This window comes from Serratia proteamaculans, from assembly GCF_008830365.1.
Lineage (GTDB): Bacteria > Pseudomonadota > Gammaproteobacteria > Enterobacterales > Enterobacteriaceae > Serratia > Serratia proteamaculans.
The window spans coordinates 43007-66551 of record NZ_WBKI01000002.1 but is presented as its reverse complement, the minus strand read 5'-3'; the positions used below and the strand labels follow the sequence as shown (position 1 = coordinate 66551).

Sequence of the window (23545 nt, the reverse complement as noted above, 5' to 3'; positions counted from 1 at the left end):
TCAGGGAGACTCAGGACTCAGGCGTGCTGTTGGAGGAATTTTTGCCACAACTCGACCAGGCGCTGCAAATCCTGACGGCTGACGTCGAGATGGGTCAGAATGCGCGTCAACGGCCCGCTGCTGATCAGTACGCCGTGCTCACGCATCCAGGGGCCCAGTTTGGCCGCCAGCTCCGGTGACTGACGCAGGTACAGCACGTTGGTCTGCGCGCCCGGCTCGACGATGTCGAGGCCAATCCGTTGCAGTTGCTGTTCCAGCCATTTGGCATTGTCGTGGTCTTCACGCAGGCGCTCGACGTTGTGCTCCAGCGCATATAAACCGGCCGCGGCCAGAATACCGGCCTGGCGCAGGCCACCGCCGGTCATTTTACGCCAGCGCAGGGCCTGCTGGATAAAGGCCTCACTGCCACACAGCAACGACCCCACCGGCGCGCCGAGCCCTTTTGACAGGCAAATGGTGAAGGTGTCGCAGTATTGCACAATCTCTTTCAACGGCACATTCAGCGCGACGGCGGCGTTGAAGATACGTGCGCCGTCGATGTGTAAGGCCAACTGATGCTCACGGCTGAACTGCCAGGCTTGCTGCAGGTATTCCAGCGGTAGCACGCGGCCACTGATGGTGTTTTCCAGGCTCAGCAGGCGGGTTTTGGCAAAGTGGATATCGTCGGGTTTGATTGCCGCAGCAACCTTATCGAGCGGTAGGGTGCCGTCCGGGTTCGCTTCAATCGGTTGTGGCTGGATGCTGCCAAGCACCGCCGCGCCGCCGGCTTCGTATTTATAGTTATGCGCCTGCTGCCCGACAATGTACTCATCACCACGCTGGCAATGGCTCAGCAGCGCCACCAGATTGGCCTGAGTGCCGCTTGGCAAGAACAACGCCGCTTCTTTACCGGACAGACGGACCGCTTCCGCCTCCAGAGCATTGACCGTCGGGTCATCGCCGTAAACGTCATCACCGACTTCGGCCTGGGCCATGGCTTCGCGCATCGCGGCGCTGGGACGGGTCACTGTGTCACTGCGTAAATCGATAAGCATAAAAATCCTTTATCCCCTTCATCTTTCAAGCCGCAGCGTTGTTGGCTGCAACTTGAAATCTGTTGGGGATAGTTTTAGCTGAAAGAGGACACGATTATTAACGCAACCAGTTGGTTTTTGCCAGCTCGACCACTTCGTCGCCGCGACCGTTGATAATGGCGCGCAGCATATACAGGCTAAAGCCCTTGGCCTGTTCGAATTTGATCTGCGGCGGCATCGCCAGTTCTTGCTTGGCGGTGACCACGTCCAGCAACGCCGGACCCGGGTGCGCCAGCATTTCTTGCAGTGCAGCATCCAGATCCGAAGCTTTCTCCACGCGAATGCCCTTGATGCCGGCGGCGTTGGCAATTGCGGCAAAATCCGGGTTGTGCAGATCGGTGCCGTCGGTCAGGTAGCCGCCGGCCTTCATTTCCATCGCCACAAAGCCCAGCACGCTGTTGTTGAATATCACAATCTTGACCGGCAGTTTCAGTTGCGCCAGCGACAGAAAATCCCCCATCAGCATGGTAAAGCCGCCGTCACCGCACATGGCAATTACCTGTTTGTTCGGTTCGGTGGCCTGTGCGCCAATGGCTTGTGGCATGGCGTTGGCCATCGAGCCGTGGTTGAATGACCCGAGCAGGCGGCGTTTGCCGTTCATCTTCAGATAGCGTGCGGCCCACACCGTTGGCGTACCGACGTCACAGGTGAAGATGGCATCATCACTGGCGTACTGGCTAAGCTGCTGTGCCAGATACTGCGGATGAATCGGTTGATCGTCATTGGCGGTTGCCAGTCCGTCGAGATCCTTACGCGCAGTGCGGTAGTGCTCCAGCGCCTTGTCGAGAAACGCACGGTCGCTCTTCGGTTCCAACTGCGGCAGCAGCGCGGTGAGGGTGGTATGGATATCGCCCACCAGCGCCATATTGACCGGGCAGTGGGCGCCGATGCTGCCGGGGTTGATGTCGATCTGAATGATATTGGCGTTGGTTGGATAGAACGCACGGTAGGGGAATTGGGTGCCGAGCAGCACCAGGGTATCGGCGTTCATCATCGCGTGGTAGCCGGAAGAGAAACCGATCAGCCCGGTCATGCCGACGCTGTAAGGGTTATCCCATTCGATATGCTCTTTACCGCGCAGCGCATGGACCACCGGTGCCTGCAGCAGTTCGGCCAATTTGACCACTTCGTCATGCGAGCCGGCGCAGCCACTGCCGCACATCAGCGTAATGTTCTTCGCTTTGTTCAGGGTGGCCGCCAGCTTGTTCAGTTCGCTCATTGGCGGCTGCACCAGCGGCAGTGCCGGGGTGTGCCACACCATGCTGGCGTCTTCCGGTGCCATACGCAGTGCCACGTCGCCCGGCAGTACGATCACCGACACGCCGCGATTGAGGATCGCCTTGCGCATGGCAATTTCCAGCACCCGTGGCAACTGTTCCGGGTTGGAAACCAGTTCACAGTAGTGGCTGCATTCGCGGAACAGTTCTTGCGGGTGGGTTTCCTGGAAATAGCCGCTGCCGATCTCGCTGGAGGGAATGTGTGCGGCAATCGCCAATACTGGTACGTGGTTGCGATGACAGTCAAACAGACCGTTAATCAGATGCAGGTTGCCTGGGCCACAGGAACCGGCACAGACCGCCAACTGACCGGTAAGCTGGGCTTCTGCTCCGGCGGCGAAGGCGGCGACCTCTTCGTGGCGCGTTCCCAGCCATTCGATGGTGCCCATACGGTGCAGGCTGTCGCTGAGTCCGTTGAGCGAATCACCGGTGACGCCCCAAATGCGTTTCACACCGGCCTGTTCCAGAGTTTTGGCGATCAGTGTGGCTACAGTTTGCTTCATAATTCCCCCAAGCGTTGTAAAGGCCCCCTCGTCTTTCAAACCACAACCAGTCGGCAAGCGTGACTTGAAATCTATTGGGTATGACTTATCAGTCTTTCTCAAATAAACGCAGTGACATGCATGGAACCGGGAAAGTGTAGAAGGGGAAGGGAAAGCCTGCTTGCCGATAAATGCCCCATCGTGGCCGACGGGGCAGAAAGTGTCAGGCGAGGGTGACGTCACCTTGCAGTTGGCAACTGCAGGCCAGCACGTAGCCCTGGGCGATTTCAGCCGCAGTCAGCGTCATGCTGCTGCTGGTGGTGTAGTCACCTTCGAGGATGCGGGTTTTACATGAACCACACACCCCGGCGCGACAGGCGGCGTTGACCGGCAGCGCGTGAGCTTCCATTGCCGCCAGCAGCGTGCTGCCGACCGGTACGCGGAACTCACGCAGAGGGCGAGCGGTACGCAGGGTTAATCCTTCACCCTGTTCGGCATCGGTTTCTGCCGGGGTATGGAATTGCTCCTTATGGAAGCGGCTGGCCGGCACACCAAGCTGCAGACAAAGCTGTTCTGCCTGAGTCATATAGGGCGCGGGGCCACAGGTCATCACCGTGCGCTCGGTGAGATCCGGCAGCGTCTGGCGCAGCACTTCGGCACTGATTCGTCCGCTGAGATAGCCCGGCTGAATATCCTGTTCGGCCATAAGCGTCAGCCGCAGCTGCGGATGCGCGGCGCACAACTCGCGCCATTGTTCGGCGAAAATGGTGTCAGCAGGGGTACGCACGTTAAAGATCACCGCGATATCACAGGCCGGACGGTTCGCTACCAGCCAGCGACACATGGAGATAATCGGCGTGACGCCACAACCGGCCGCCAGCATCAGGTAACGATCGGCCGGGTGCCGTTCACAGCTGAACTCGCCTTGTGCATCGGACAGCCACAGGGTATTGCCGGGTTTGACGTCGCGGGTTAACCAGCGTGAACCCACGCCGTCCGGCAGGCAACGCACGCTGATGCTGAGAAAACGACTCTGACCGGGTGAGGAGGACAGCGTATAGGCGCGCAGCGTGTCTTCGCTATTGCCAATGCTGACCAGCGCAAACTGACCGGGTTGATAAGGGTAAAAAACATCGCAAATCAGATTCAGCGTCCAGACGTCAGCGGTTTCCTGCTGGATCGAATGCACCTGCATGCGGTTGGGGCAAAGTGGGCTGGGTTGGGTCATCGGGCACCTCAAAAGCAAAGGGGCCGCTATCCGCGACCCCAGGAATAACGTTATCAGCCGAGAAGGGCTTGCAGATCCTGCTCAACGGTGGTGATCGGACGCATGCCGAACTTGTCGTTGAGAATGGCCATCAGGTTGTCGGTCAGGAAGCCCGGCGCGGTCGGCCCGGTGACAATGTTTTTGACTCCCAGTGACAGCAGCGTCAGCAGGATGACGATCGCCTTTTGCTCAAACCATGACAACACCAGACTCAGCGGCAGCTCGTTGACCGAGCAGCCGAGGGTATCGGCAAGTTTGACCGCCAGCATGATGGCAGAATAGGCGTCGTTACATTGGCCGACGTCCAGCAGGCGTGGCAAACCTTCCAGAGTACCGAAATCCAGCTTGTTGAAGCGGTATTTGCCGCAGGCCAAGGTCATGATCAGGCAGTCTTGCGGTACGCTGCGGGCGAAGTCGGTAAAGTAGCTGCGTTCATCACGGCTGCCGTCACAACCGCCGACCAAAAAGACGTGACGCAGTTTCTTTTGCGCCACCAGGTCGATCACCGTATCAGCGGCGTTGAGCAGCGTCTGGCGGCCAAAACCGACGGTGATCATATGTTCGATTTCGCTGTACGGAAAGCCGCTCATGCCCTGAGCCTGAGCGATCACCAGGGCGAAATCGTCCCCTTCCAGATGGTTAACGCCCGGCCAACCGACGATGCTGCGTGTCCAGATGCGATCGCCGTAGTTACCCACTTCAGGATCGATAATGCAGTTGGAGGTCATCAGGATCGGGCCGGGGAATTTGGCAAACTCGGTTTGCTGGTTCTGCCAGCCGCTGCCGTAGTTGCCCACCAGATGCTTGAATTTTTTCAGTTCCGGGTAGCCGTGTGCCGGCAACATTTCACCGTGGGTGTAGACGTTCACGCCCTGGCCTTCGGTCTGTTCCAGCAGCATGCGCAGATCTTTCAGATCATGGCCGGAGATCAGAATGGCTTTACCCGCCACCGGGCGCACGTTAACCGCACTGGGTACCGGATCGCCATAGGCCTGAGTCTCTCCGTGATCGAGGATCGCCATCACGTTAAAGTTCATTTTACCGATGCCCATGGCGTTATTCAGCAGGGTATCCACGTCGCGCGGCTGGGTGCCGAGCCAGGCCATAAAAGCGTGGTAGTCGGCGTAAATTTGGTCATCGGACTGGCCCAGCACGTGGGCGTGTTCCATATAAGCCGCAGCGCCTTTCAGACCATACAGGCACAGCATGCGCAGGCCGTGCACGTCGTCACCGACCTCGGCTTTATCGGTATTCAGGGCAAACTGAGAGGCCTGTTGCAACAGTGAGGGCATATCATCGCCGGCCAACTGCAGCGTGGCCAGGGGATGATCGACGCGTACACCTGCGTCCAGCAACCGGCAACGGGCGGCCAAAGACTCACGCAGAGCGATGGTTTCGCGCGCGTAACCGATGATACGCTCTGAATCGAAGTTAACATTGGTCAGGGTCGAGAAGAAGGCGCGTGGGGCAAAGCTGTCGATATCATGATCGACGATCCCGAGCGCCCGGGCCTGCAACGCCCAGGCGGATAATCCCTGTAACGCTGCGACCAGCAGATCCTGCAGGTCAGAGGTTTCCGCCGTTTTGCCACACATGCCCTGGGCATAGGAGCAGCCGTTGCCGGCTGGGGTACGGATGGTTTGTTCACATTGCACACAGAACATAATCGCTTCCTTTTTAAAGTTGCATTTATAATGCTTGTTTATGAGCATAGATCGGCAACCGGGGCTTAAAAAGGCTTTTGTGATGCTACCAAGGGCAAGTTTGATTTAGCGCAACTTTGCCATGCGGATGGGAATTATTACGCTTTCCGGGGGCAATGCCCCCGGGCAGAAATCAAGAGAACAGGGCGATCAGTACCGGTGCCAACAGGCTCAGCAGGAAGCCGTGCACAATGGCTGGCGGCACTATCTCCATACCCCCGCTGCGTTGCAGCACTGGCAGGGTAAAGTCCATTGAGGTGGCGCCACACAGGCCCAGCGCGGTGGAACGGCTGCGACGTACCAGTGTTGGGATCAGCATAATCGCTACCAGTTCGCGCGCCAGATCGTTAAAGAAGGCGGCGCTACCCAGGACCGGGCCGTAGGCGTCGGTGATCAGAATGCCGGAAAGCGAGTACCAGCCAAAACCGGACGCCATCGCCAGCCCGGCTTTGATCGGCAACCCCAGCAGCTGTGCCGCCAGAGCCCCCCCGGCCAGTGCGCTAACGACCACCACGACCGCAACCATCATGCCGCGACGGTTAAGCACGATCTGGCGCAGCGTCATGCTGCTGTTGCGCAGTTGGATGCCGACCAGAAGCAGCAGGAAAATCAACGCATACTCGCTGCCTTTATTGGCGAATTGCAGCCATTGCCACTGCGTCAGGCCGAGCAGGAAGCCGCCGAGCACCACGCCGCACAGTTTGAACGACTCGAGTGCCATATGCAGGCGTGAGGGCAGCTTTTCCTGTTTATGGCTGTTGTGCCACGGCATTTTGCGTTCCAGCAGCATCAACATCAGTAAACTGGCGGCGAGAATGCACAGGAAAAACACCGAGGCATACTGGAAGATCAAGACCAGATTGCTGCTCAGGTCCTCCAGAAACGCCAGGCTGATGCCCATAAAGAACAGGATCACGTACACCATCCCGCTCAGCAGGCGGTTGATGGTTTGCAGTAACGTCCTGCTGCGTAAAGAAATGAGGTAACCGGCAATCAGCGGTAACAGAATAATCAGCAGTCCTGAATACATGGTGAAGCTTACGTCCTTTGTTCAGCGGATGGCGCGCGGGTGACCGGCGGGGCTCAACAAGCTAACCAAAACAACGGCCGGAGTAAAGCGGCAGATTTAACCTCGTCCGCTTGACCTGCAAGGGGTTTTTTGACCATGCTCTGAGGAGGTCACCCCATGAAGGACGGTGGCAGTGCGCACGGGAGGCGACAGATGTTCTTAGAGCGTATCGAGATTGTAGGTTTCCGCGGCATCAACCGGCTATCACTGATGCTGGATGACAACACGCTGCTGCTCGGCGAAAACGCCTGGGGTAAATCCAGCCTGCTTGACGCGCTGACTTTGCTGCTGGCCCCAGAGCCCAAGCTGTACCGTTTTGAGGCGCATGACTTTCATTTCCCGCCCGGTGAGGAAGAGGCCAAAGATCGACATTTGCAGGTGGTTTTTACCTTCTGTGAAAAAGACATTGGCCATGCTCATCTGCCCCGTTACCGCCATCTGTCGCCGCTGTGGATTAAGGGTGACGATAACCTGAACCGCATTTATTACCGTTGCGAAGGCGAATTGGCTGATGACGATACGGTATGTACCTGGCGTGGCTTCCTGGATGCGGACGGCAATGCGATGCAATTGCATCATATTGAGCAACTGGTGCATGCCATCATCCGGATTCACCCGGTACTGCGCCTGCGCGATGCACGTTTTATCCGCCGCCTGCGGCCCAGTACGCTGAATAACGAAAACCCGGCGGATAACAAGGCGCTGTCCCTGCAATTGGATCAATTGACGCGTGAGTTGGTGCGTAACCCGCAAAAATTGACCAATGCCGAGATGCGTCAGGGGTTGGCGGCCATGCAGCAACTGCTGGAACACTACTTCGCTGAACAGGGCTCGCAGGTGACAAGGCCACGCCGACAGCGACTGGATCAAGATCAGGATCAGCTGGCATGGCGTTCGCTGGACAGTATCAACCGCATGGTGGCCGAACCTAATAGCCGCAGTATGCGTCTTATTTTACTGGGCATGTTTTCTACGCTGCTGCAGGCCAAGGGCAGCGTCAAGCTGGATCCGCACGCCCGGCCGCTGTTGCTGGTGGAGGATCCGGAGACCCGTCTGCATCCGATCATGCTGTCGGTGGCCTGGGGGCTGCTGAACCAGCTGCCGCTGCAGCGCATCACCACCACCAATTCCAGCGAACTGGTCTCCCTGGTGCCGGTTGAGCACGTTTGCCGGTTAGTGCGTGAGTCGGGGCGGGTTGCCACTTATCGCCTTGGGCCACGCGGTTTGGGCCCGGAGGACGGGCGACGCATTTCATTTCATATTCGCTTTAACCGACCGTCGTCGTTGTTTGCCCGCTGTTGGCTGCTGGTGGAAGGTGAAACGGAAGTCTGGCTGCTGAATGAGCTGGCGCGCCAGTGTGGTTATCACTTTGAAGCGGAAGGGGTGCGGGTGATCGAGTTTGCCCAGTGCGGCCTGAAGCCGTTGCTAAGGTTTGCCCGGCGGATGGGCATTGAGTGGCATGCGCTGGTGGACGGCGATGAGGCGGGGAGAAAATACGCCAGTACCGTACGTAGCATGCTGGATAACCATGACGATAACGAGCGAGACCGTTTGACCGCGTTACCGGCGCCGGATATGGAACACTTTATGTTCCGTGAAGGCTTCAGCTCGGTCTATTACCGGGTGGCCTCCGTGCCGAGCAATGGCCAGATGCCGGTACGTAAGGTGATCCTCAAGGCGGTGCATCACTCCTCGAAGCCCGACCTGGCGATTGAGGTTGCGATGACCGCGGGTGAGCGGGGCACGGATTCGGTGCCCCCCCTGCTGAAGAAAATGTTCTCACGCGTGATCTGGCTGGCGCGCGGCCGGGCCGATTAGGCCCCGGCAAAACGGGATTGGGCGTTGAAATGCTCCGCCATTCCCTGTTCCAGCTCGTCCAGCAGTTGATAGCGACGGCGGTATTCTGCACGTTTTTTACTGACGACGTCATCGATGGGTTTGCGAGTGATGTGTTCCGGCAATAGAAAATAGCCGCTTTCCAGCATCTTGCCGCCTATTGATATCCAAAATTGATCGTAATCGGCATGCAGTAGTTGTTTCTTTTTACTCTGATAACGCCAGTTCTGATAGATATGGGTGCTGTTGCCGACCGCCACGATTTGCTGAATGCCCAGATGACGTGCCAGTGTGCAAATGCCCTCCAGCACCAGCCGTTTTGGGAATAACCCGTGGCACTCTTTGGTGGCCTGCTGGATTTCCGCGTGGGGTACCTGGTGATTGGCCCCCTGCAACCCCCCGATAAACAACGTTGGCTGTTGCTGAAAGTGCATCAGTGCAAAGGTGATTTCCGCCAGCATGATCCCGTTGGCATTACGCAGCAGCAGAGTGGCTTCCCCTTCTTTATTCAGGTGATCAATGGCTGCCAGCTCCAGTGACACCGCACCGCCACTCTTGCCGCTGGCGCTGGTCAGCATAAAGGGCTTGTTCAGATGACCGAGCAGCATTTTCATTGGCATGCGTTGTTTGCTGAGATCGTAATGGTCGCGCAGGGCGAACAGGCCCTCGATTTTGCTCATGTTTGCTGCCAGATAGGGGCGATGCAGCTTGCACGGCAGGTTGGGTTGCGCGCTCAGGATCTCATCCAGCAAAGGGTTGGACGCCAGCATGTTGAGCAGGCCACTGGTGGTGCGCCAGGAAAATAACGAACGACCGATAAACTTAAGGCGGAATGATGTTTTCTTCCAGGCTTTGCTCGGCATTTTGTCGCCATTGGCCAGCGCCGTCATCAGTTGCCAGCCGTTAAGCGGGCGAGCAGATACGAGTGGATAGCTGAGCTGAGACATGATGAAATCCTTGACTGTGTTGAATGGCGCTATTTCAACAAGCCTTGACTAAACGGGAGTTCAATACTGAATGTAACCAAGGGTGTCTCCACAATGTGTTGAGCTAAGGTTTAGTTATTCAGCACTGTGCGTGATAATTTAGCCGCCATTGGCAGCTTCAATTGCAACAGACAGGAATCTATTTTGACGTGGTTTAAAGGACATAAACGACGCTGGGTCATGGTGCTGGTGGTACTGGTGGCGATTGCCGCAGTAGCGGCCTGGCACTTTGGCCATCCGACAGCGACCCCATTTAAAACGGTGAAGGTTGCCAAGGGCGATCTACAGCAAAACGTATTGGCGACCGGCCAGCTTGACGCAGTGCGCAAAGTTGACGTGGGCGCGCAGGTCAGCGGTCAGTTGGAAAGCCTGTACGTCGAGATTGGCGACCGGGTGAAAAAGGGCCAGTTACTGGGCGTGATTGACCCGCAGCAGGCGCAAAACAGCATCCGAGAGGGTGAGGCTACCTTGCGTGAGTTGCATGCTCAGTTGCAGCAGGCTCAGGCGGAACAACAGCTGGCGGCGGTAACGCTGCAGCGCAATCAGGCGCTGGCCAAACTGCAGGCGGTATCACGCCAGGATTTGGATCAGGCGGCAACCCAACTGGCGGTGAAAAAAGCCCAGGTGGGCACCATTCAGGCGCAGATCGCCAGAAATCAGGCCAGCCTGGATACCGCAAAAATCAATCTGGCGTTTACCCGGATTGAAGCACCGATGGACGGTGACGTGGTGCAAATCACCACCTTGCAGGGCCAGACGGTGATCGCCGCACAACAGGCGCCAAACATTTTGACCCTGGCCGATCTCAGCACCATGTTGGTGAAGGCTCAGGTATCGGAAGCAGACGTTATCAGCCTCAAACCGGGCCAAAAAGCCTGGTTTACCGTACTGGGCGATCCGAACCGGCGCTTTGACGGCGTGCTGAAAGATATTCAGCCGACGCCGGAAAAGGTCAATAACGCCATCTTTTACTATGCACGTTTTGAAGTGCCGAACCCCGAGGGGTTGCTGCGACTGCAAATGACCGCGCAGGTGCATATCCAACTGGCGGGCGTCAGTCAGGCACAGGTCATTCCTTTGGCGGCGCTGGGCGATCAAATTGCCGATAATCGCTACCAGGTTTCGATATTGAAACAGGGCAAGGAGGAAAAGCGTGAGGTGGTCATTGGCCTGCGGAACAATATTGACGTGCAAATTCTCAGCGGATTGAACATCGGCGATGAAGTGATTGTCAGCCGCGGCGGCGCGGAGGCTCTCTGATGGCCGCGCTGCTGGAATTGAGCGGTATTTGCCGCAGCTATCAATCGGGCGATCAGACGGTGGCGGTCCTGAAGGACGTGAGCCTGAGCATCGAAGCCGGTGAAATGGTGGCGATCATGGGGGCCTCTGGCTCCGGCAAATCGACGCTGATGAATATTCTCGGTTGCCTGGATAAGCCCAGCGCCGGCGTGTATCGGGTGGCGGGGCAGGACGTCGCGACGCTCGATGGCGATGCGTTGGCCCGGCTGCGGCGTGAGCATTTTGGCTTTATCTTCCAGCGTTATCATTTACTGCCCCATCTGAGCGCTGCGCATAACGTTGAGGTCCCGGCGGTGTATGCCGGGTTGGGAAAGGCGGCGCGGCGCGAGCGGGCGGTGGCGTTGTTGCAGCGCCTGGGGCTCAGTGAGCGTGTGGGCTACCGGCCAAGCCAGCTTTCCGGTGGCCAGCAGCAACGGGTCAGTATTGCTCGCGCGTTGATGAACGGTGGGCAGGTGATCCTGGCGGATGAACCGACCGGTGCTCTCGATAGCCACTCCGGCGAAGAAGTGATGGCGATCCTCAAGCAACTGCGCGAGCAGGGGCATACGGTGATTATCGTCACCCACGACCCGGCGGTGGCCCGACAGGCTGAGCGGATCATTGAAATTCGCGATGGGGAGATCATTGCCGATTCACGGCCGGAACAGCGCCGCAACCCGAACGCCAAACCCCTGGATATGGTGGCCCCGGCCCCGTCCTGGCAGCAAACCACCGGCCGTTTCCGTGAGGCGCTGGTGATGGCCTGGCGAGCGATGGCGGCAAGTAAAATGCGTACCGCGTTGACCATGCTGGGGATTATTATCGGCATCGCTTCGGTGGTGTCGATCCTGGTGATCGGCGACGCCGCCAAACAGATGGTGCTGGCGGACATCAAATCTATCGGCACCAATACGGTCGACATTTATCCCGGCAAGGACTTTGGTGACGACGACCCGACCTTTCGCCAGGCGCTGAAGTACGACGACCTTGCAGCGCTCCGTGAGCAACCCTACGTCAATGCACTGTCACCCAGCATCGCCAGCAGCATGCGGCTGCGGTTGGGTAACGTCGACGTGGCGGCCAACGTCACCGGGGTCAGCGAGCAGTTTTTCCGCGTATACGGCATGACCTTTACCCAGGGCATCGGTATTGATCAACTGCAGGTGCAATCGCAGTCGCAAACGGTGGTAATTGACGCCAATACGCAGCGCCGGCTGTTCCCGCACCAGAAGGATGTGGTGGGGCAGGTGATCCTGGTGGGCAATATGCCGGCGACGGTGGTCGGGGTGGCGAAAGAAAAACAGTCGATGTTCGGCAGCAGCAAGACGCTGAATGTCTGGGTGCCCTACAGCACCATGGCCAATCGGCTGATGGGCAATGCCTATTTCGATTCGATCACCGTGCGTATCCGCGAGGGCTACAACAGCCAGGAGGCGGAGCAGCAGTTGACGCGCTTGCTGACGCTGCGCCACGGCAAGAAAGACATCTTCACCTATAACATGGACAGTCTGGTGCAGACCGCAGAAAAAACCACGCGTACGCTACAGTTGTTCCTGACGCTGGTGGCGGTAATTTCACTGGTGGTTGGTGGGATCGGCGTGATGAACATTATGTTGGTGTCGGTGACCGAACGTACCCGTGAGATCGGCATTCGTATGGCGGTGGGGGCTCGATCCGGTGACGTACTACAACAGTTCCTGATTGAAGCGGTGCTGGTGTGTCTGGTCGGCGGCGCGTTGGGCATCATGCTGTCGTTTGCCATCGGCCTGTTGGTTCAACTGGTGCTACCGGGATGGCAAATCAGTTTCCCACCGGCGGCGTTGCTGAGCGCATTTGTTTGTTCAACGGCAATCGGCGTGGTATTCGGCTATCTGCCGGCGCGCAGTGCGGCGCGGCTTAACCCGATTGACGCGCTGGCGCGCGAATAGCCTGGCCTGCCCTATGAATTTCAAGCTGCAGTTAGGCGCCCAGCTCGCTCATCCTCAGGCGCTTACTTGAGTAAGTAACTGAGGTGAGCGAGTGCAGGTAACAACGCTGCAGCTTGAATACGACGGGCATAATAAAAAATGCCAGTCATACGGCGGCTGGCATTCTTTTCGGTGTTTCAGACTGACTGGGTGGAAGCGTTTAGGCCAACGCCTCGCTTTCCACTGGCACAATAAGACTCGCATGATTCCCTTTTGGCCCCTGGTGCACGTCAAAACTGACCTGCTGGCCAGCTTTTAGCGTCCGGTACCCGTCCATCTTGATCGTAGAGTAATGGGCGAATATGTCTTCGCCGCCGCCTTCAGGACAGATAAACCCAAACCCTTTGGCGTTGTTGAACCATTTAACAGTACCCGTCTCCATGCTTTTACATCCCTCGCAACGCTATTTTTAGGTGAGATGAATAACTGAATTCGCACCTGCCAATGGCAGGCAGCAGATGAGCCTGAGAGTGGTTAAAACACCACCAGCTCACGAATTTACACTCTAGAGCAAATGATCATCACGTCAAGGGATCGGCTTTTGTCGGTGGGGTGCAGTTCATCAAAGTTTGAAGCAGGTAACGCTATTGACATTGTTTGGTAACAATTCGTCAGTGATTTTTGCGCACGTTCCAGTGCGGCGGGATGGCGGCGAAGATGATAAAATAGTATGAATACCCCACTTTGAATAACCGGAACCTGTCCCCATATTAAAGGACAGAGCAGAGAAGATGAGCAGCGATGGGCAATAACAACGATTGGCTAAATTTTGAACACTTAGCCGAAGAAAAACAAATCGATGCGGTAAAACCGCCGTCTATGTATAAAGTTATACTTAACAACGACGATTACACACCGATGGAATTTGTGATTGACGTTCTGCAAAAGTTCTTTTCTTATGATATTGAACGCGCAACGCAACTGATGCTCACGGTCCACTATCAAGGCAAGGCGATCTGTGGTGTTTTTACCGCCGAGGTGGCGGAAACCAAAGTCGTACATGTGAACCGTTATGCCAGGGAGAACGAGCATCCGTTGCTTTGTACGCTGGAAAAAGCCTGATTAAGGCAATCTATTGGGGAGGTGCTTATGCTCAATCAAGAACTGGAACTCAGTCTCAACATGGCTTTCGCCAGGGCGCGTGAGCACAGACACGAGTTTATGACCGTGGAGCACCTGTTGCTGGCGTTACTCAGCAACCCTGCCGCGCGGGAAGCGCTTGAGGCATGTACGGTGGACCTGGCTGCACTGCGCCAGGAACTCGAAGCCTTTATCGAACAAACCACGCCGACGCTGCCCGCCAGCGAAGAAGAGCGCGATACTCAGCCGACGCTTAGCTTCCAGCGCGTACTGCAGCGTGCGGTATTCCATGTGCAATCTTCCGGCCGCAGCGAAGTCAGCGGCGCCAACGTGCTGGTGGCAATTTTCAGCGAGCAGGAGTCGCAGGCGGCTTACCTGCTGCGCAAACACGACGTCAGTCGTCTTGACGTAGTGAACTTCATTTCACATGGCACACGTAAAGACGAGCCGGGCCAAGCGCCAAATGCGGAAAACCCGGTGAATGAAGAGCAGTCCGGAGGGGAAGACCGTATGGAGAACTTCACCACCAACCTCAATCAACTGGCCCGGGTGGGCGGCATCGATCCGTTGATTGGCCGTGACCCTGAGCTGGAACGCGCTATCCAGGTACTGTGCCGTCGCCGCAAGAACAACCCGTTATTGGTGGGTGAGTCCGGCGTGGGTAAAACCGCGATTGCCGAAGGGCTGGCCTGGCGCATTGTGCAGGGCGACGTTCCGGAAGTGATGGCGGACTGCACCCTGTATTCCCTGGACATCGGTTCGCTGCTGGCGGGCACCAAATACCGCGGCGACTTCGAAAAACGCTTCAAAGCCCTGCTGAAACAGCTGGAGCAGGATAAGAACAGCATTCTGTTTATCGATGAGATCCACACCATTATCGGTGCCGGTGCGGCGTCCGGTGGGCAGGTAGATGCCGCTAACCTGATCAAACCGCTGCTTTCCAGCGGCAAGATCCGGGTCATCGGCTCGACCACCTATCAGGAATTCAGCAACATTTTTGAAAAAGACCGCGCACTGGCCCGTCGTTTCCAGAAAATCGACATTACCGAGCCAACGCCGGAAGAGACCATTCAGATCATCAACGGCCTGAAAACCAAGTACGAAGCACACCACGATGTGCGTTATACCGCGAAAGCGGTGCGTGCGGCGGTTGAGCTGTCAGTGAAATACATCAATGACCGTCATTTGCCGGACAAGGCTATCGACGTGATCGACGAGGCGGGTGCTCGCAGTCGCTTAATGCCGATCAGCAAGCGCAAGAAAACCGTCAACGTTGCCGACATTGAGTCGGTGGTGGCGCGTATCGCGCGCATTCCGGAAAAAACCGTGTCAGCGAGCGATCGTGATGTGTTGAGAAGTCTGGGCGACCGTTTGAAAATGCTGGTGTTTGGTCAGGATCAGGCGATTGAAGCATTGACCGAAGCGATCAAGATGAGCCGGGCGGGTCTGGGACACGATCGCAAGCCTGTCGGTTCCTTCCTGTTTGCCGGGCCAACCGGCGTCGGGAAAACCGAGGTCACGGTTCAGCTGGCGAAGGCGATGGATATCAAACTGCTGCGTTTTGACATGTCCGAGTATATGGAACGTCATACCGTCAGCCGTCTGATTGGCGCACCTCCGGGTTATGTCGGTTACGATCAGGGCGGTCTGCTGACCGATGCGGTGCTCAAACATCCGCACTCGGTAGTGCTGCTGGATGAAATCGAGAAGGCGCACCCGGACGTGTTCAACCTGCTGCTGCAGGTGATGGACAATGGTACCCTGACCGATAACAACGGCCGCAAGGCGGACTTCCGCAACGTGATCCTGGTGATGACCACCAACGCCGGGGTACGCGAGACAGAACGTAAATCGATCGGTCTGGTCCAGCAGGACAACAGCACCGACGCGATGGAAGAGATCAAAAAAGTGTTCACGCCGGAATTCCGTAACCGCCTGGACAACATTATTTGGTTCAACCATCTGTCGGCCGAAGTCATTCAGCAGGTTGTCGACAAGTTTATCGTCGAACTGCAGGCACAGCTGGATGCGAAGGGCGTGTCGCTGGAAGTGAGTGACGAAGCGCGTGACTGGCTGTCAGTGAAAGGCTATGACCGTGCGATGGGGGCTCGTCCAATGGCGCGTGTGATGCAGGAAAACCTGAAGAAACCACTGGCCAACGAATTGCTGTTTGGTTCACTGGTGGATGGCGGCTCGGTGAAAGTTGAGCTGGACAAAGAGAATCAGAAACTGACTTACCAATTTATCAGCGCGTCAATGCGCAAAGCGGATGAAGGTGCGGTGCACTAAGTCCGAGGTCAGATAAAGAAAAAGCGATGCTTCGGCATCGCTTTTTTTATGGGTGAAAATCATCACCACAACAGAAATGATTGAGCCCTCTCAGTTTACCTGCGCACCTGCAACTCGATGTTGAACGTTGCTACGGGGGTAAACGGAAAGGGCTCCGGAGGCATTACATCCTCGGTGCCGCCATCGGCTGGCGACGAGTGAGCCGATTAACGGCTACGGAAGACAATGCGGCCTTTGCTCAGGTCGTACGGGGTCAGCTCTACAGTGACTTTGTCGCCCGTCAGGATGCGGATGTAGTTCTTACGCATTTTACCGGAGATATGTGCGGTAACCACGTGCCCGTTTTCTAATTCAACGCGGAACATGGTGTTTGGCAGCGTATCAAGAACGGTGCCCTGCATTTCAATATTGTCTTCTTTGGCCATCGAATCCTCTAGGTCTAACTACCTTAGTTTTTAACCGGCAAGATAATGCCGAAAAACCCACATTATGTAAAGAAGTGTCGGTGAACATTGCACCGTTTCCGCAAAATTAGTTTGTTGGGGAGGGTGGTTCAACCTGCTGTGGGGGTAAAACTTGCGGTGCCCAACACTCTGGCGCTAATGGCTTGCGCTGAAGTTGGCTGAGCTGCTGCAAAAATTGTCTTCGGGGGATCTCTCTCGCACCCAGCGTGGCAGTGTGAGCGTTAAGCACCTGACAGTCAATCAATTCTCCGCCATAAGCGGCAAAATGGCGGCAAAAAGTCATCAGGGCGCACTTGGAGGCATTAGTGGTGCGGCTAAACATCGACTCGCCGCAAAATAGCGCCCCCTGAGCGATACCGTACATGCCACCGACCAACTCTTCATCCTGCCAAACCTCGATCGAGTGGGCGAAGCCAAGGCGGTGAAGATGCAAATAAGCACGTTGTACTTCCGGGCCAATCCAGGTGCCTTCTTCCGGTCGATCGGCGCAGGCGGCGATCACCGCGGCAAAGTCATGATTCAGCGTAACGCGCAAAGCGGTACTGCGCAGAAAACGTTTCAGACTGCGGCTGATATGACGTTCGGCCGGGAACAGCACCGCCCGGGGGTCCGGCGACCACCACAGAATGGCTTCCCCCGGCGAGAACCAGGGGAAGATGCCTCGCTCATAAGCGGCCAGCAAACGCGGCGCGGTCAGATCGCCGCCAATTGCCAGCAGCCCGTTAGGATCGCGCAGAGCGCCCTCAGGAGAGGGGAACGCCAATGACTGCGGTGACAGCTTAACAATGCGCATATAAGGTCTCAGCGTCCTCTACAGGCCATTTTACAGCGGTATACCACTGATACGTTGGCGGAAGTGGGCATAACGCCCCTGTTGACGCATCAGGGTGAGATGATCACCTTGCTCGACAATCTGGCCGCCGTCCATCACGCAGATGCGGTCCAGGTGCTCCAGCCCATACAGACGGTGAGTGACCAGGATCAGCGTTTTCCCCTGACAGTGCTTGCGCAGTAGTGCCAGGATCTGCTGTTCGGTCTCGGCATCCAGGCCTTCGGTCGGTTCATCGAGCAGCAACAGAGGGGCCTGATGCAACAGCGCACGGGCAATACCCAGACGACGCTGCTCACCGCCGGAAAGCTGGCGACCACCATCTCCCAGCCAGGCATTCAGCCCCTCGTTCTCCAGCAGCTTGTCCAGTCCGACCTGCTGCAAGACCTCGCGCAGTTGTTCATCGGTTGCCGCCGGGGCGGCGATGCGCAGGTTTTCACGCAGCGTATCGCTGAAAATATGCACCCGCTGGCTGACGACGGTGGTCATCTGGCGCAGCGTGGTTTCATTGTAAGCGCTCAGTGGCTGGCCGTTGAGCAGCACCTGACCGCTATCAGCGTTCCAGGCGCGGGTTAGCAATTGCAACAGGGTTGATTTGCCGCAGCCGGTACGCCCGAGCAGAGCAATGTGTTCACCGGCGGCAATCTCCAGCGTGACGTCCTGCACTACCGGCAGCGGTTGGTCGGGGTAGGTGAAGGTCAGCCGTTGCAGACTCAGGGCAGCGCCTTTCTCAGCCGCTGGGCCGCTGGTAGGGAAGCTGACCTCCGGTTGCCGGTCGATGACCTGCTTCACCCGGGTGGCGGAAGTGATCACCTGCCCAAGATGCTGGAAAGCACCAGCCACCGGCATCAGCGCTTCAAATGAGGCCAGCGCGGCAAACACGAACAGCGCGATCAGCGCACCGGGCTGGCTGTCACCACCGATACCGGCCGCAGTGAGCCACAGCAACAAGGTGACTGTCAGGCCGCTAGCCAGGATCATCAGTGCCTGCGCGATGCCGCCCAGCGAGGCCTGCTGCCATTGGCGGCGCTGCCAGTGCTGCTCGGTGGTATCCAGATCGGCGCGGAAGCTTTCAACGGCGCCAAACACCACCAGTTCGGCCTGGCCCTGCAGCCAGGCGGTAAGGTCGGTACGGTACTGGCCGCGCAGCGCGGTCAACTGGCCGCCAATCGGCTTGCCCGCACGATAAAATACCGGGGGTACCAGCAACAGCAGCATCAGCAGAATGCCCCCCAGCGTCAGCGCCAGGGAAGTGTCCAGCCAGCTCAGGCCGTAAGTGACGACCATAATCACGGCGGCAGCGCTGACCAGCGGTGAGATCACCCGCAGGTACAAATGATCCAGCGTATCGACATCCGCCACCAGACGGTTAAGCAGATCGGCCTGACGGAAACGGGCAATGCCGCCCGGCGACAGTGGCAGGATCTTTTTAAAGGTAAACACCCGCAGATGGGACAGCACGCGGAAGGTGGCATCGTGACTGACCACGCGTTCGGCGTAGCGCCCGGCGGTGCGGAAAATGGCGGCGCCGCGTACACCGGCGGCCGGCAGCATGTAGTTGAAAGTAAACAGGCCCGCCAACCCGGCGAGGGCCGAGGCGGCGAGGAACCAGCCAGACAGCGCCAGCAGGCCGATGCTGGCCAGCAGCGTAACGATGGCCAGTACAATGCCCAGACAGATCAGCAGGCTGTGACGACGGTATAGCGCCAGAAACGGCAGCAAAACGCGCATGATTATAGATCCCCGCTGCGGTGTGCAATCAGATTGGCGAACAGGCCCGGTTGGGCACTCAGCGTGGCGTAATCGCCTTGCTGGACGATGTGTCCGCCGTCCATGACCCAAATCTGGTCGTAGTCTTCGGTATCTTCCAACTGGTGGGTTACCAGCAGGGTAGTTTGCTGATGCGAGGCGGCATTCAGCGCCTGCATCACCCGCCGTTCACTGTGGGCGTCAAGGCTGGCGGCCGGTTCATCCAGCAGCAGTAAACGACGTGGGCTGATAAGCGCCCGGGCAACCGCTACGCGCTGGGCCTGGCCGACGGAGAGACGGGCGGCGTTATCGCCGACTTCAGTCTCTAATCCCTGTGGCAAATGTGGCAGGATCTCACCGACGTAGGCTTGCTCTACCGCCAGCTGTAACTGGGCGTCACTGGCCTGCGGGTTGCCCAGCAGGATATTGGCCCGCAGCGTTTGAGCCGGCAGGTGCGGGTTTTGTCCTACCCAGCCAAGCTGCTGGCGCCAGCCTTTGGCGGCCAATTCGCGCAACTCGATGCCGTTGACCGTCAGAGAACCGCGATAGGGCAGAAAACCCAGCAGCAGGTTCAGCAGCGAGCTTTTACCGGCACCGCTCAACCCGACTAAAGCAATGCGCTGGTTCGCGGGCAGAGTGAAACTCAGCGGGCCGGCCAGCAGCACGCCATCCGGTGACAGGATCTCCAGATCCTGCGCCTGCAACTCCAGCGGCGCATCGCTATCCAGCGTTTGCGTGCCGCTACCCATTTGCTCGCCTTCGGCACTGAGGAAGGTTTCCAGCGCTTCTGCAGCGCCCACCGCCTGCGCTTTGGCATGGTAGAAGGCCCCAAGGTCACGCAGCGGCTGGAAGAATTCCGGTGCCAGGATCAGCACCAGGAAACCGGCGAACAGCGTAACGCCGGTGCCGTAGCTGCCAAAATTAAGTTCGCCAAGGAACGAGAAACCAAAATAGACCGCCACCACGGCGATGGAGATGGAAGCAAAGAACTCCAGCACCGCCGACGACAGAAATGCCAGTCGCAAGACTTCCATGGTGCGAGTACGGAAATCCTCGGATGATTTGGCAATCTGCGCGGTTTCGGCTTCAGCCCGGTTAAACAGGCGCAGCGTATCCAGCCCGCGCAGACGATCGAGGAAGTTACCGCTCAGTCGTGCCAGCGCCACAAAGTTGCGGCGGTTGGCGTCTGCGGCACCCATACCGACCAGCGCCATAAACATGGGGATCAGCGGAGCGGTGGTCAACAGGATCAGGCCGGCGGCCCAGTTTATCGGGAATACGGTGATCAGGATCAGCACGGGAATAAACACCGCCAGGTACATCTGCGGCAGATAGCGAGAGTAGTAATCCTGCATGTCTTCTATCTGTTCGACGATGATGCTGGCCCAACTGCCGGCCGGTTTGCCCTGGATCCAGGCCGGGCCGAGTTGCTGCAGTTTATCCAGCACCTGCTGACGCATACGCTGGCGGATCACCTGTCCGCAGATAAAACCGACACGTTCACGCAGCCAACTCAACACCGCCCGCAATGCGAAGGTGGCGGCCAGCCAGATAAACGAGGGGATAAGCTGTTCGCGCGGAGCGTGCTCGATAATCAGCGCGTGGAGCAGGGCAGCCAATAGCCATGCCTGGGCGACAATCAGAATGCCGCTTATCAGCCCCAACAACATGGAAAGGCGCAACCAACGCTGCGCCAGGGTGCTCTGAGTTTTGAGCCAATGGGTTAACTGTTGCTGTCTGGTTTTTTTCATCAGATATGGGTCTGCGTCGCCGGCGCCTGTGGGTACAGACAAGGTTAACGTACTGTTAAAAAAAGTGTTTGCCCCAACCTGAAGCGAACAAGTGAAGGCCAATGTTACCTCTTCACCCGACAGACTGAAAATAATAAAGCGGTCAAATAGCGGTATAACAGAAAGATGGCGGCAAAAAAAAGCGGCTTTGATAGCCGCTTTTCAAAATGACAGTGTGGGGTTACAGCACTTCTGCGCCGGCAATGCCGTCCAGATAACGCTCAGCGTCCAGCGCCGCCATACAACCGGTCCCGGCGGAGGTGATCGCCTGGCGGTAGATGTGGTCCATCACGTCGCCGGCAGCGAATACGCCAGGAATGGTGGTCTGGGTGGCATTACCGTGAATGCCGGACTGCACCTTGATATAGCCGTTTTCCAGTTCCAGCTGACCACCGAAAATGCTGGTGTTCGGGCTGTGGCCGATGGCGATAAATACGCCGGCCAGTTCCAGGTCCTGCGTTTGGTTTTCCGCTTTGGTGCTGCGGATGCGTACGCCGGTCACGCCCATCTGATCGCCCAGCACTTCGTCCAGGGTATGGTCGGTATGCAGTACGATATTGCCGTTTTTCACTTTCTCCATCAGCCGGTTGATCAGGATTTTCTCTGAACGGAAGCTGTCACGGCGGTGAATCAGGTGAACTTCGGCCGCGATGTTGGACAAGTACAAAGCCTCTTCCACGGCGGTATTACCACCGCCGACGACCGCGACTTTCTGATTGCGATAGAAGAAACCGTCGCAGGTGGCACAGGCAGACACGCCTTTGCCTTTGAACGCTTCTTCGGTAGGCAGGCCAAGGTACCGTGCGGAAGCGCCAGTGGCGATGATCAAAGCATCACAGGTGTATTCGCCGTTGTCACCAAACAGACGGAACGGACGATTCTGCAGCTCAACGCTGTTGATGTGGTCAAACACAATCTCGGTCTGGAATTTTTCCGCATGCTCGCGCATACGCTCCATCAGCGCCGGGCCGGTCAGGCCTTCGGCATCACCCGGCCAGTTTTCCACTTCGGTGGTGGTGGTCAACTGACCCCCTTGTTCCATACCGGTAATCAATACCGGGCTCAGGTTGGCGCGCGCTGCGTAAACGGCGGCGGTGTAGCCAGCCGGGCCGGAGCCCAGGATCAATAATTTACTGTGTTTAGCCGTGCCCATGAATAACCTCTTTTCCCACAATGGCGGACAATGGGTTCGATTGTAGGGAAAATGCAGCATTAAAAAAAGCGTCAGGGGATGTTGTTAACGATTTGTTTGATAGTCATGGCCTATTAATTATTATTTTGCTGCTAAAGCGAGCGTAAAACGCAGCAATTTAACTTATGGAAGCCACTCAACGCGGTTGTGTACTCAATGGGTCAGAAACAGCCGGTTAAGCGGGTTTAAGCACCTTGGCCGCGGGGTTTTTAAGCCAGCGATTCATAACTAAAAACGGGGTGCTAACTTTTCATGACGGTACGTTCTTCTGATTTTGCTTCTTTTACTTTGACAATCCGCTGCGCATTTGCGAAAACATCATAGGAAGAAGAAATTATCCCTGTCCCTGCAGTAAATCGTACGTATTTACGGCGTTGGCGCAGAATTTTGCGCCGTTGCTGAAGCGGCGGGTGAGGGGACACCGCGCAAGCGAGGGGGATTTCTTCTTGCAATAACGTCATTTAACTACCCGGTGCAGGGTTTGACAGACAGACTGCACAAGGGGTGATGATGGTAGTGAAGCATATGACAGGCATTGGGTCTTCGCTTGGAACGAACCCTTACACATTGATGTTGGTTAGGGTGTGGCAAGTGCAGGGAAGAAAATAAGAGAGACAATAATAATGGCAGACAATAAGAAACGCCCGGGTAAAGATCTCGACCGTATCGACCGCAATATCCTGAACGAGCTGCAGAAGGATGGGCGTATTTCGAACGTTGAGCTTTCGAAGCGCGTGGGGCTATCCCCAACTCCATGTTTAGAACGCGTGCGCCGCCTCGAGCGCCAGGGTTTCATTCATGGCTATACCGCTTTGCTCAATCCGCATTATCTGGACGCTTCCCTGTTGGTTTTCGTGGAAATCACGTTGAATCGCGGTGCGCCGGATGTGTTTGAGCAATTCAACTCAGCCGTTCAGAAGCTTGAAGAAATTCAGGAGTGTCATCTGGTGTCCGGTGATTTCGACTATCTGTTGAAAAACCGCGTGCCGGATATGTCGGCTTACCGTAAGTTGCTCGGTGAAACCTTACTGCGTCTGCCGGGGGTTAACGACACCCGTACGTACGTGGTAATGGAAGAAGTGAAACAGAGTAACCGTCTGGTTATCAAAACACGGTAGGGTGCAGGTGCAAAACCTGATTAAATTGGTTACACTCCTGTTTATTCATACAGTTTCGGCGCCGGGGAAGCTTCTCGGCGCTGTTGCTATGTCAGC

19 protein-coding genes are annotated in these 23545 nt (G+C 57.0%); 6 read left to right on the top strand and 13 right to left on the bottom strand.

The features are described from left to right. Positions 1-17 precede the first annotated feature (17 nt). The 5 genes from ltaE to F8R23_RS09270 all read right to left on the bottom strand — a co-directional run bounded on the left by ltaE (position 18) and on the right by F8R23_RS09270 (position 6832). Positions 18-1034 carry a low-specificity L-threonine aldolase gene (ltaE, locus tag F8R23_RS09290; protein ID WP_129935069.1) on the bottom strand — a complete coding sequence of 339 codons (1017 nt, stop codon included), beginning with the start codon at positions 1032-1034 and terminating at the stop codon, positions 18-20. A 97-nt stretch (positions 1035-1131) separates the two neighbouring features. After that, a complete protein-coding gene (gene poxB, locus F8R23_RS09285) occupies positions 1132-2853 on the bottom strand; it encodes a ubiquinone-dependent pyruvate dehydrogenase (protein WP_099061804.1) in 1722 nt (573 codons plus the stop codon). A gap of 202 nt (positions 2854-3055) precedes the next feature. Next, the gene (gene hcr / locus F8R23_RS09280; protein WP_129935068.1) at positions 3056-4060 is read right to left on the bottom strand and encodes an NADH oxidoreductase; all 1005 of its coding nucleotides are present in this window, start codon (positions 4058-4060) and stop codon (positions 3056-3058) included. A gap of 53 nt (positions 4061-4113) precedes the next feature. Continuing rightward, positions 4114-5763: a hydroxylamine reductase gene (gene hcp, locus F8R23_RS09275; RefSeq protein ID WP_151415543.1), complete on the bottom strand. Its 1650-nt coding sequence runs from the start codon at positions 5761-5763 to the stop codon at positions 4114-4116. 172 nt (positions 5764-5935) lie between these two features. Continuing rightward, on the bottom strand, positions 5936-6832 hold the full coding sequence (locus tag F8R23_RS09270; protein WP_129935066.1) for a LysO family transporter: 897 nt from the start codon (positions 6830-6832) through the stop codon (positions 5936-5938). A gap of 192 nt (positions 6833-7024) precedes the next feature. Here F8R23_RS09270 and F8R23_RS09265 point away from each other — a divergent pair, with 192 nt between their 5' ends. After that, positions 7025-8689, top strand: coding sequence for an ATP-dependent endonuclease (locus F8R23_RS09265; protein WP_129935065.1), 1665 nt, complete (start codon positions 7025-7027; stop codon positions 8687-8689). On the opposite strand, the gene F8R23_RS09260 is transcribed toward F8R23_RS09265, so the two are convergent. Then, positions 8686-9654, bottom strand: a complete 969-nt coding sequence (locus F8R23_RS09260; RefSeq protein WP_129938457.1) for a VirK/YbjX family protein — start codon at positions 9652-9654, stop codon at positions 8686-8688. The genes F8R23_RS09265 and F8R23_RS09260 overlap by 4 nt on opposite strands. A 183-nt stretch (positions 9655-9837) precedes the next feature. Between F8R23_RS09260 and macA the strand changes: the two genes are divergently transcribed. Together macA and macB are read left to right on the top strand one after the other, a co-directional pair. After that, positions 9838-10953, top strand: a complete 1116-nt coding sequence (gene macA / locus F8R23_RS09255) for a macrolide transporter subunit MacA (protein WP_129935063.1) — start codon at positions 9838-9840, stop codon at positions 10951-10953. Then, positions 10953-12899: a macrolide ABC transporter ATP-binding protein/permease MacB gene (gene macB, locus F8R23_RS09250; protein WP_129935062.1), complete on the top strand. Its 1947-nt coding sequence runs from the start codon at positions 10953-10955 to the stop codon at positions 12897-12899. Before macA ends, macB begins: the two co-directional genes overlap by 1 nt. Before the next feature lie 199 nt (positions 12900-13098). On the opposite strand, the gene cspD is transcribed toward macB, so the two are convergent. Beyond that, positions 13099-13320, bottom strand: coding sequence for a cold shock-like protein CspD (gene cspD, locus F8R23_RS09245; protein ID WP_012006105.1), 222 nt, complete (start codon positions 13318-13320; stop codon positions 13099-13101). Positions 13321-13679: 359 nt separating this feature from the next. Here cspD and clpS point away from each other — a divergent pair, with 359 nt between their 5' ends. Together clpS and clpA are read left to right on the top strand one after the other, a co-directional pair. Further along, complete coding sequence (clpS, locus tag F8R23_RS09240) at positions 13680-14000, top strand: ATP-dependent Clp protease adapter ClpS (protein WP_004928347.1); 321 nt, start codon at positions 13680-13682, stop codon at positions 13998-14000. 27 nt (positions 14001-14027) lie between these two features. Continuing rightward, positions 14028-16307, top strand: a complete 2280-nt coding sequence (gene clpA / locus F8R23_RS09235) for an ATP-dependent Clp protease ATP-binding subunit ClpA (protein ID WP_085116051.1) — start codon at positions 14028-14030, stop codon at positions 16305-16307. Between the two features lie 206 nt (positions 16308-16513). Here the strand turns inward: clpA and infA are convergent, their stop codons facing one another. The 6 genes from infA to F8R23_RS09205 all read right to left on the bottom strand — a co-directional run bounded on the left by infA (position 16514) and on the right by F8R23_RS09205 (position 22792). Further along, positions 16514-16732, bottom strand: a complete 219-nt coding sequence (gene infA / locus F8R23_RS09230) for a translation initiation factor IF-1 (RefSeq protein ID WP_002211347.1) — start codon at positions 16730-16732, stop codon at positions 16514-16516. A 106-nt stretch (positions 16733-16838) separates the two neighbouring features. Continuing rightward, complete coding sequence (gene aat, locus F8R23_RS09225) at positions 16839-17564, bottom strand: leucyl/phenylalanyl-tRNA--protein transferase (RefSeq protein ID WP_112350306.1); 726 nt, start codon at positions 17562-17564, stop codon at positions 16839-16841. A gap of 30 nt (positions 17565-17594) precedes the next feature. Then, positions 17595-19331 (bottom strand): heme ABC transporter ATP-binding protein/permease CydC, encoded by a 1737-nt coding sequence (gene cydC, locus F8R23_RS09220; RefSeq protein ID WP_151415542.1) that lies wholly within the window; start codon positions 19329-19331, stop codon positions 17595-17597. A gap of 2 nt (positions 19332-19333) precedes the next feature. Beyond that, positions 19334-21100 (bottom strand): heme ABC transporter permease/ATP-binding protein CydD, encoded by a 1767-nt coding sequence (gene cydD / locus F8R23_RS09215; protein WP_129935060.1) that lies wholly within the window; start codon positions 21098-21100, stop codon positions 19334-19336. Positions 21101-21320: 220 nt separating this feature from the next. After that, positions 21321-22292 (bottom strand): thioredoxin-disulfide reductase, encoded by a 972-nt coding sequence (gene trxB, locus F8R23_RS09210; RefSeq protein ID WP_099061793.1) that lies wholly within the window; start codon positions 22290-22292, stop codon positions 21321-21323. Positions 22293-22573: 281 nt separating this feature from the next. Beyond that, positions 22574-22792, bottom strand: a complete 219-nt coding sequence (locus F8R23_RS09205) for a hypothetical protein (protein WP_129935059.1) — start codon at positions 22790-22792, stop codon at positions 22574-22576. A gap of 162 nt (positions 22793-22954) precedes the next feature. On the opposite strand from F8R23_RS09205, the gene lrp reads away from it, so the two are divergent. Next, entirely contained in the window at positions 22955-23449 is a 495-nt protein-coding gene (lrp, locus tag F8R23_RS09200; RefSeq protein ID WP_151415541.1) for a leucine-responsive transcriptional regulator Lrp, read from the top strand. The last annotated feature ends 96 nt before the right edge of the window (positions 23450-23545 follow it).

Bases quoted from the DNA above. Each gene is read 5' to 3' on its own strand.
- hcr (WP_129935068.1), bottom strand. From the start codon at position 4,060: ATGACCCAACCCAGCCCACTTTGCCCCAACCGCATGCAGGTGCATTCG.
- poxB (WP_099061804.1), bottom strand. From the start codon at position 2,853: ATGAAGCAAACTGTAGCCACACTGATCGCCAAAACTCTGGAACAGGCC.
- cspD (WP_012006105.1), bottom strand. From the start codon at position 13,320: ATGGAGACGGGTACTGTTAAATGGTTCAACAACGCCAAAGGGTTTGGG.
- F8R23_RS09205 (WP_129935059.1), bottom strand. From the start codon at position 22,792: ATGACGTTATTGCAAGAAGAAATCCCCCTCGCTTGCGCGGTGTCCCCT.
- macB (WP_129935062.1), top strand. From the start codon at position 10,953: ATGGCCGCGCTGCTGGAATTGAGCGGTATTTGCCGCAGCTATCAATCG.
- cydD (WP_129935060.1), bottom strand. From the start codon at position 21,100: ATGAAAAAAACCAGACAGCAACAGTTAACCCATTGGCTCAAAACTCAG.
- clpS (WP_004928347.1), top strand. From the start codon at position 13,680: ATGGGCAATAACAACGATTGGCTAAATTTTGAACACTTAGCCGAAGAA.
- ltaE (WP_129935069.1), bottom strand. From the start codon at position 1,034: ATGCTTATCGATTTACGCAGTGACACAGTGACCCGTCCCAGCGCCGCG.
- trxB (WP_099061793.1), bottom strand. From the start codon at position 22,292: ATGGGCACGGCTAAACACAGTAAATTATTGATCCTGGGCTCCGGCCCG.
- F8R23_RS09260 (WP_129938457.1), bottom strand. From the start codon at position 9,654: ATGTCTCAGCTCAGCTATCCACTCGTATCTGCTCGCCCGCTTAACGGC.
- hcp (WP_151415543.1), bottom strand. From the start codon at position 5,763: ATGTTCTGTGTGCAATGTGAACAAACCATCCGTACCCCAGCCGGCAAC.
- F8R23_RS09265 (WP_129935065.1), top strand. From the start codon at position 7,025: ATGTTCTTAGAGCGTATCGAGATTGTAGGTTTCCGCGGCATCAACCGG.
- cydC (WP_151415542.1), bottom strand. From the start codon at position 19,331: ATGCGCGTTTTGCTGCCGTTTCTGGCGCTATACCGTCGTCACAGCCTG.
- F8R23_RS09270 (WP_129935066.1), bottom strand. From the start codon at position 6,832: ATGTATTCAGGACTGCTGATTATTCTGTTACCGCTGATTGCCGGTTAC.
- clpA (WP_085116051.1), top strand. From the start codon at position 14,028: ATGCTCAATCAAGAACTGGAACTCAGTCTCAACATGGCTTTCGCCAGG.
- lrp (WP_151415541.1), top strand. From the start codon at position 22,955: ATGGCAGACAATAAGAAACGCCCGGGTAAAGATCTCGACCGTATCGAC.
- infA (WP_002211347.1), bottom strand. From the start codon at position 16,732: ATGGCCAAAGAAGACAATATTGAAATGCAGGGCACCGTTCTTGATACG.
- aat (WP_112350306.1), bottom strand. From the start codon at position 17,564: ATGCGCATTGTTAAGCTGTCACCGCAGTCATTGGCGTTCCCCTCTCCT.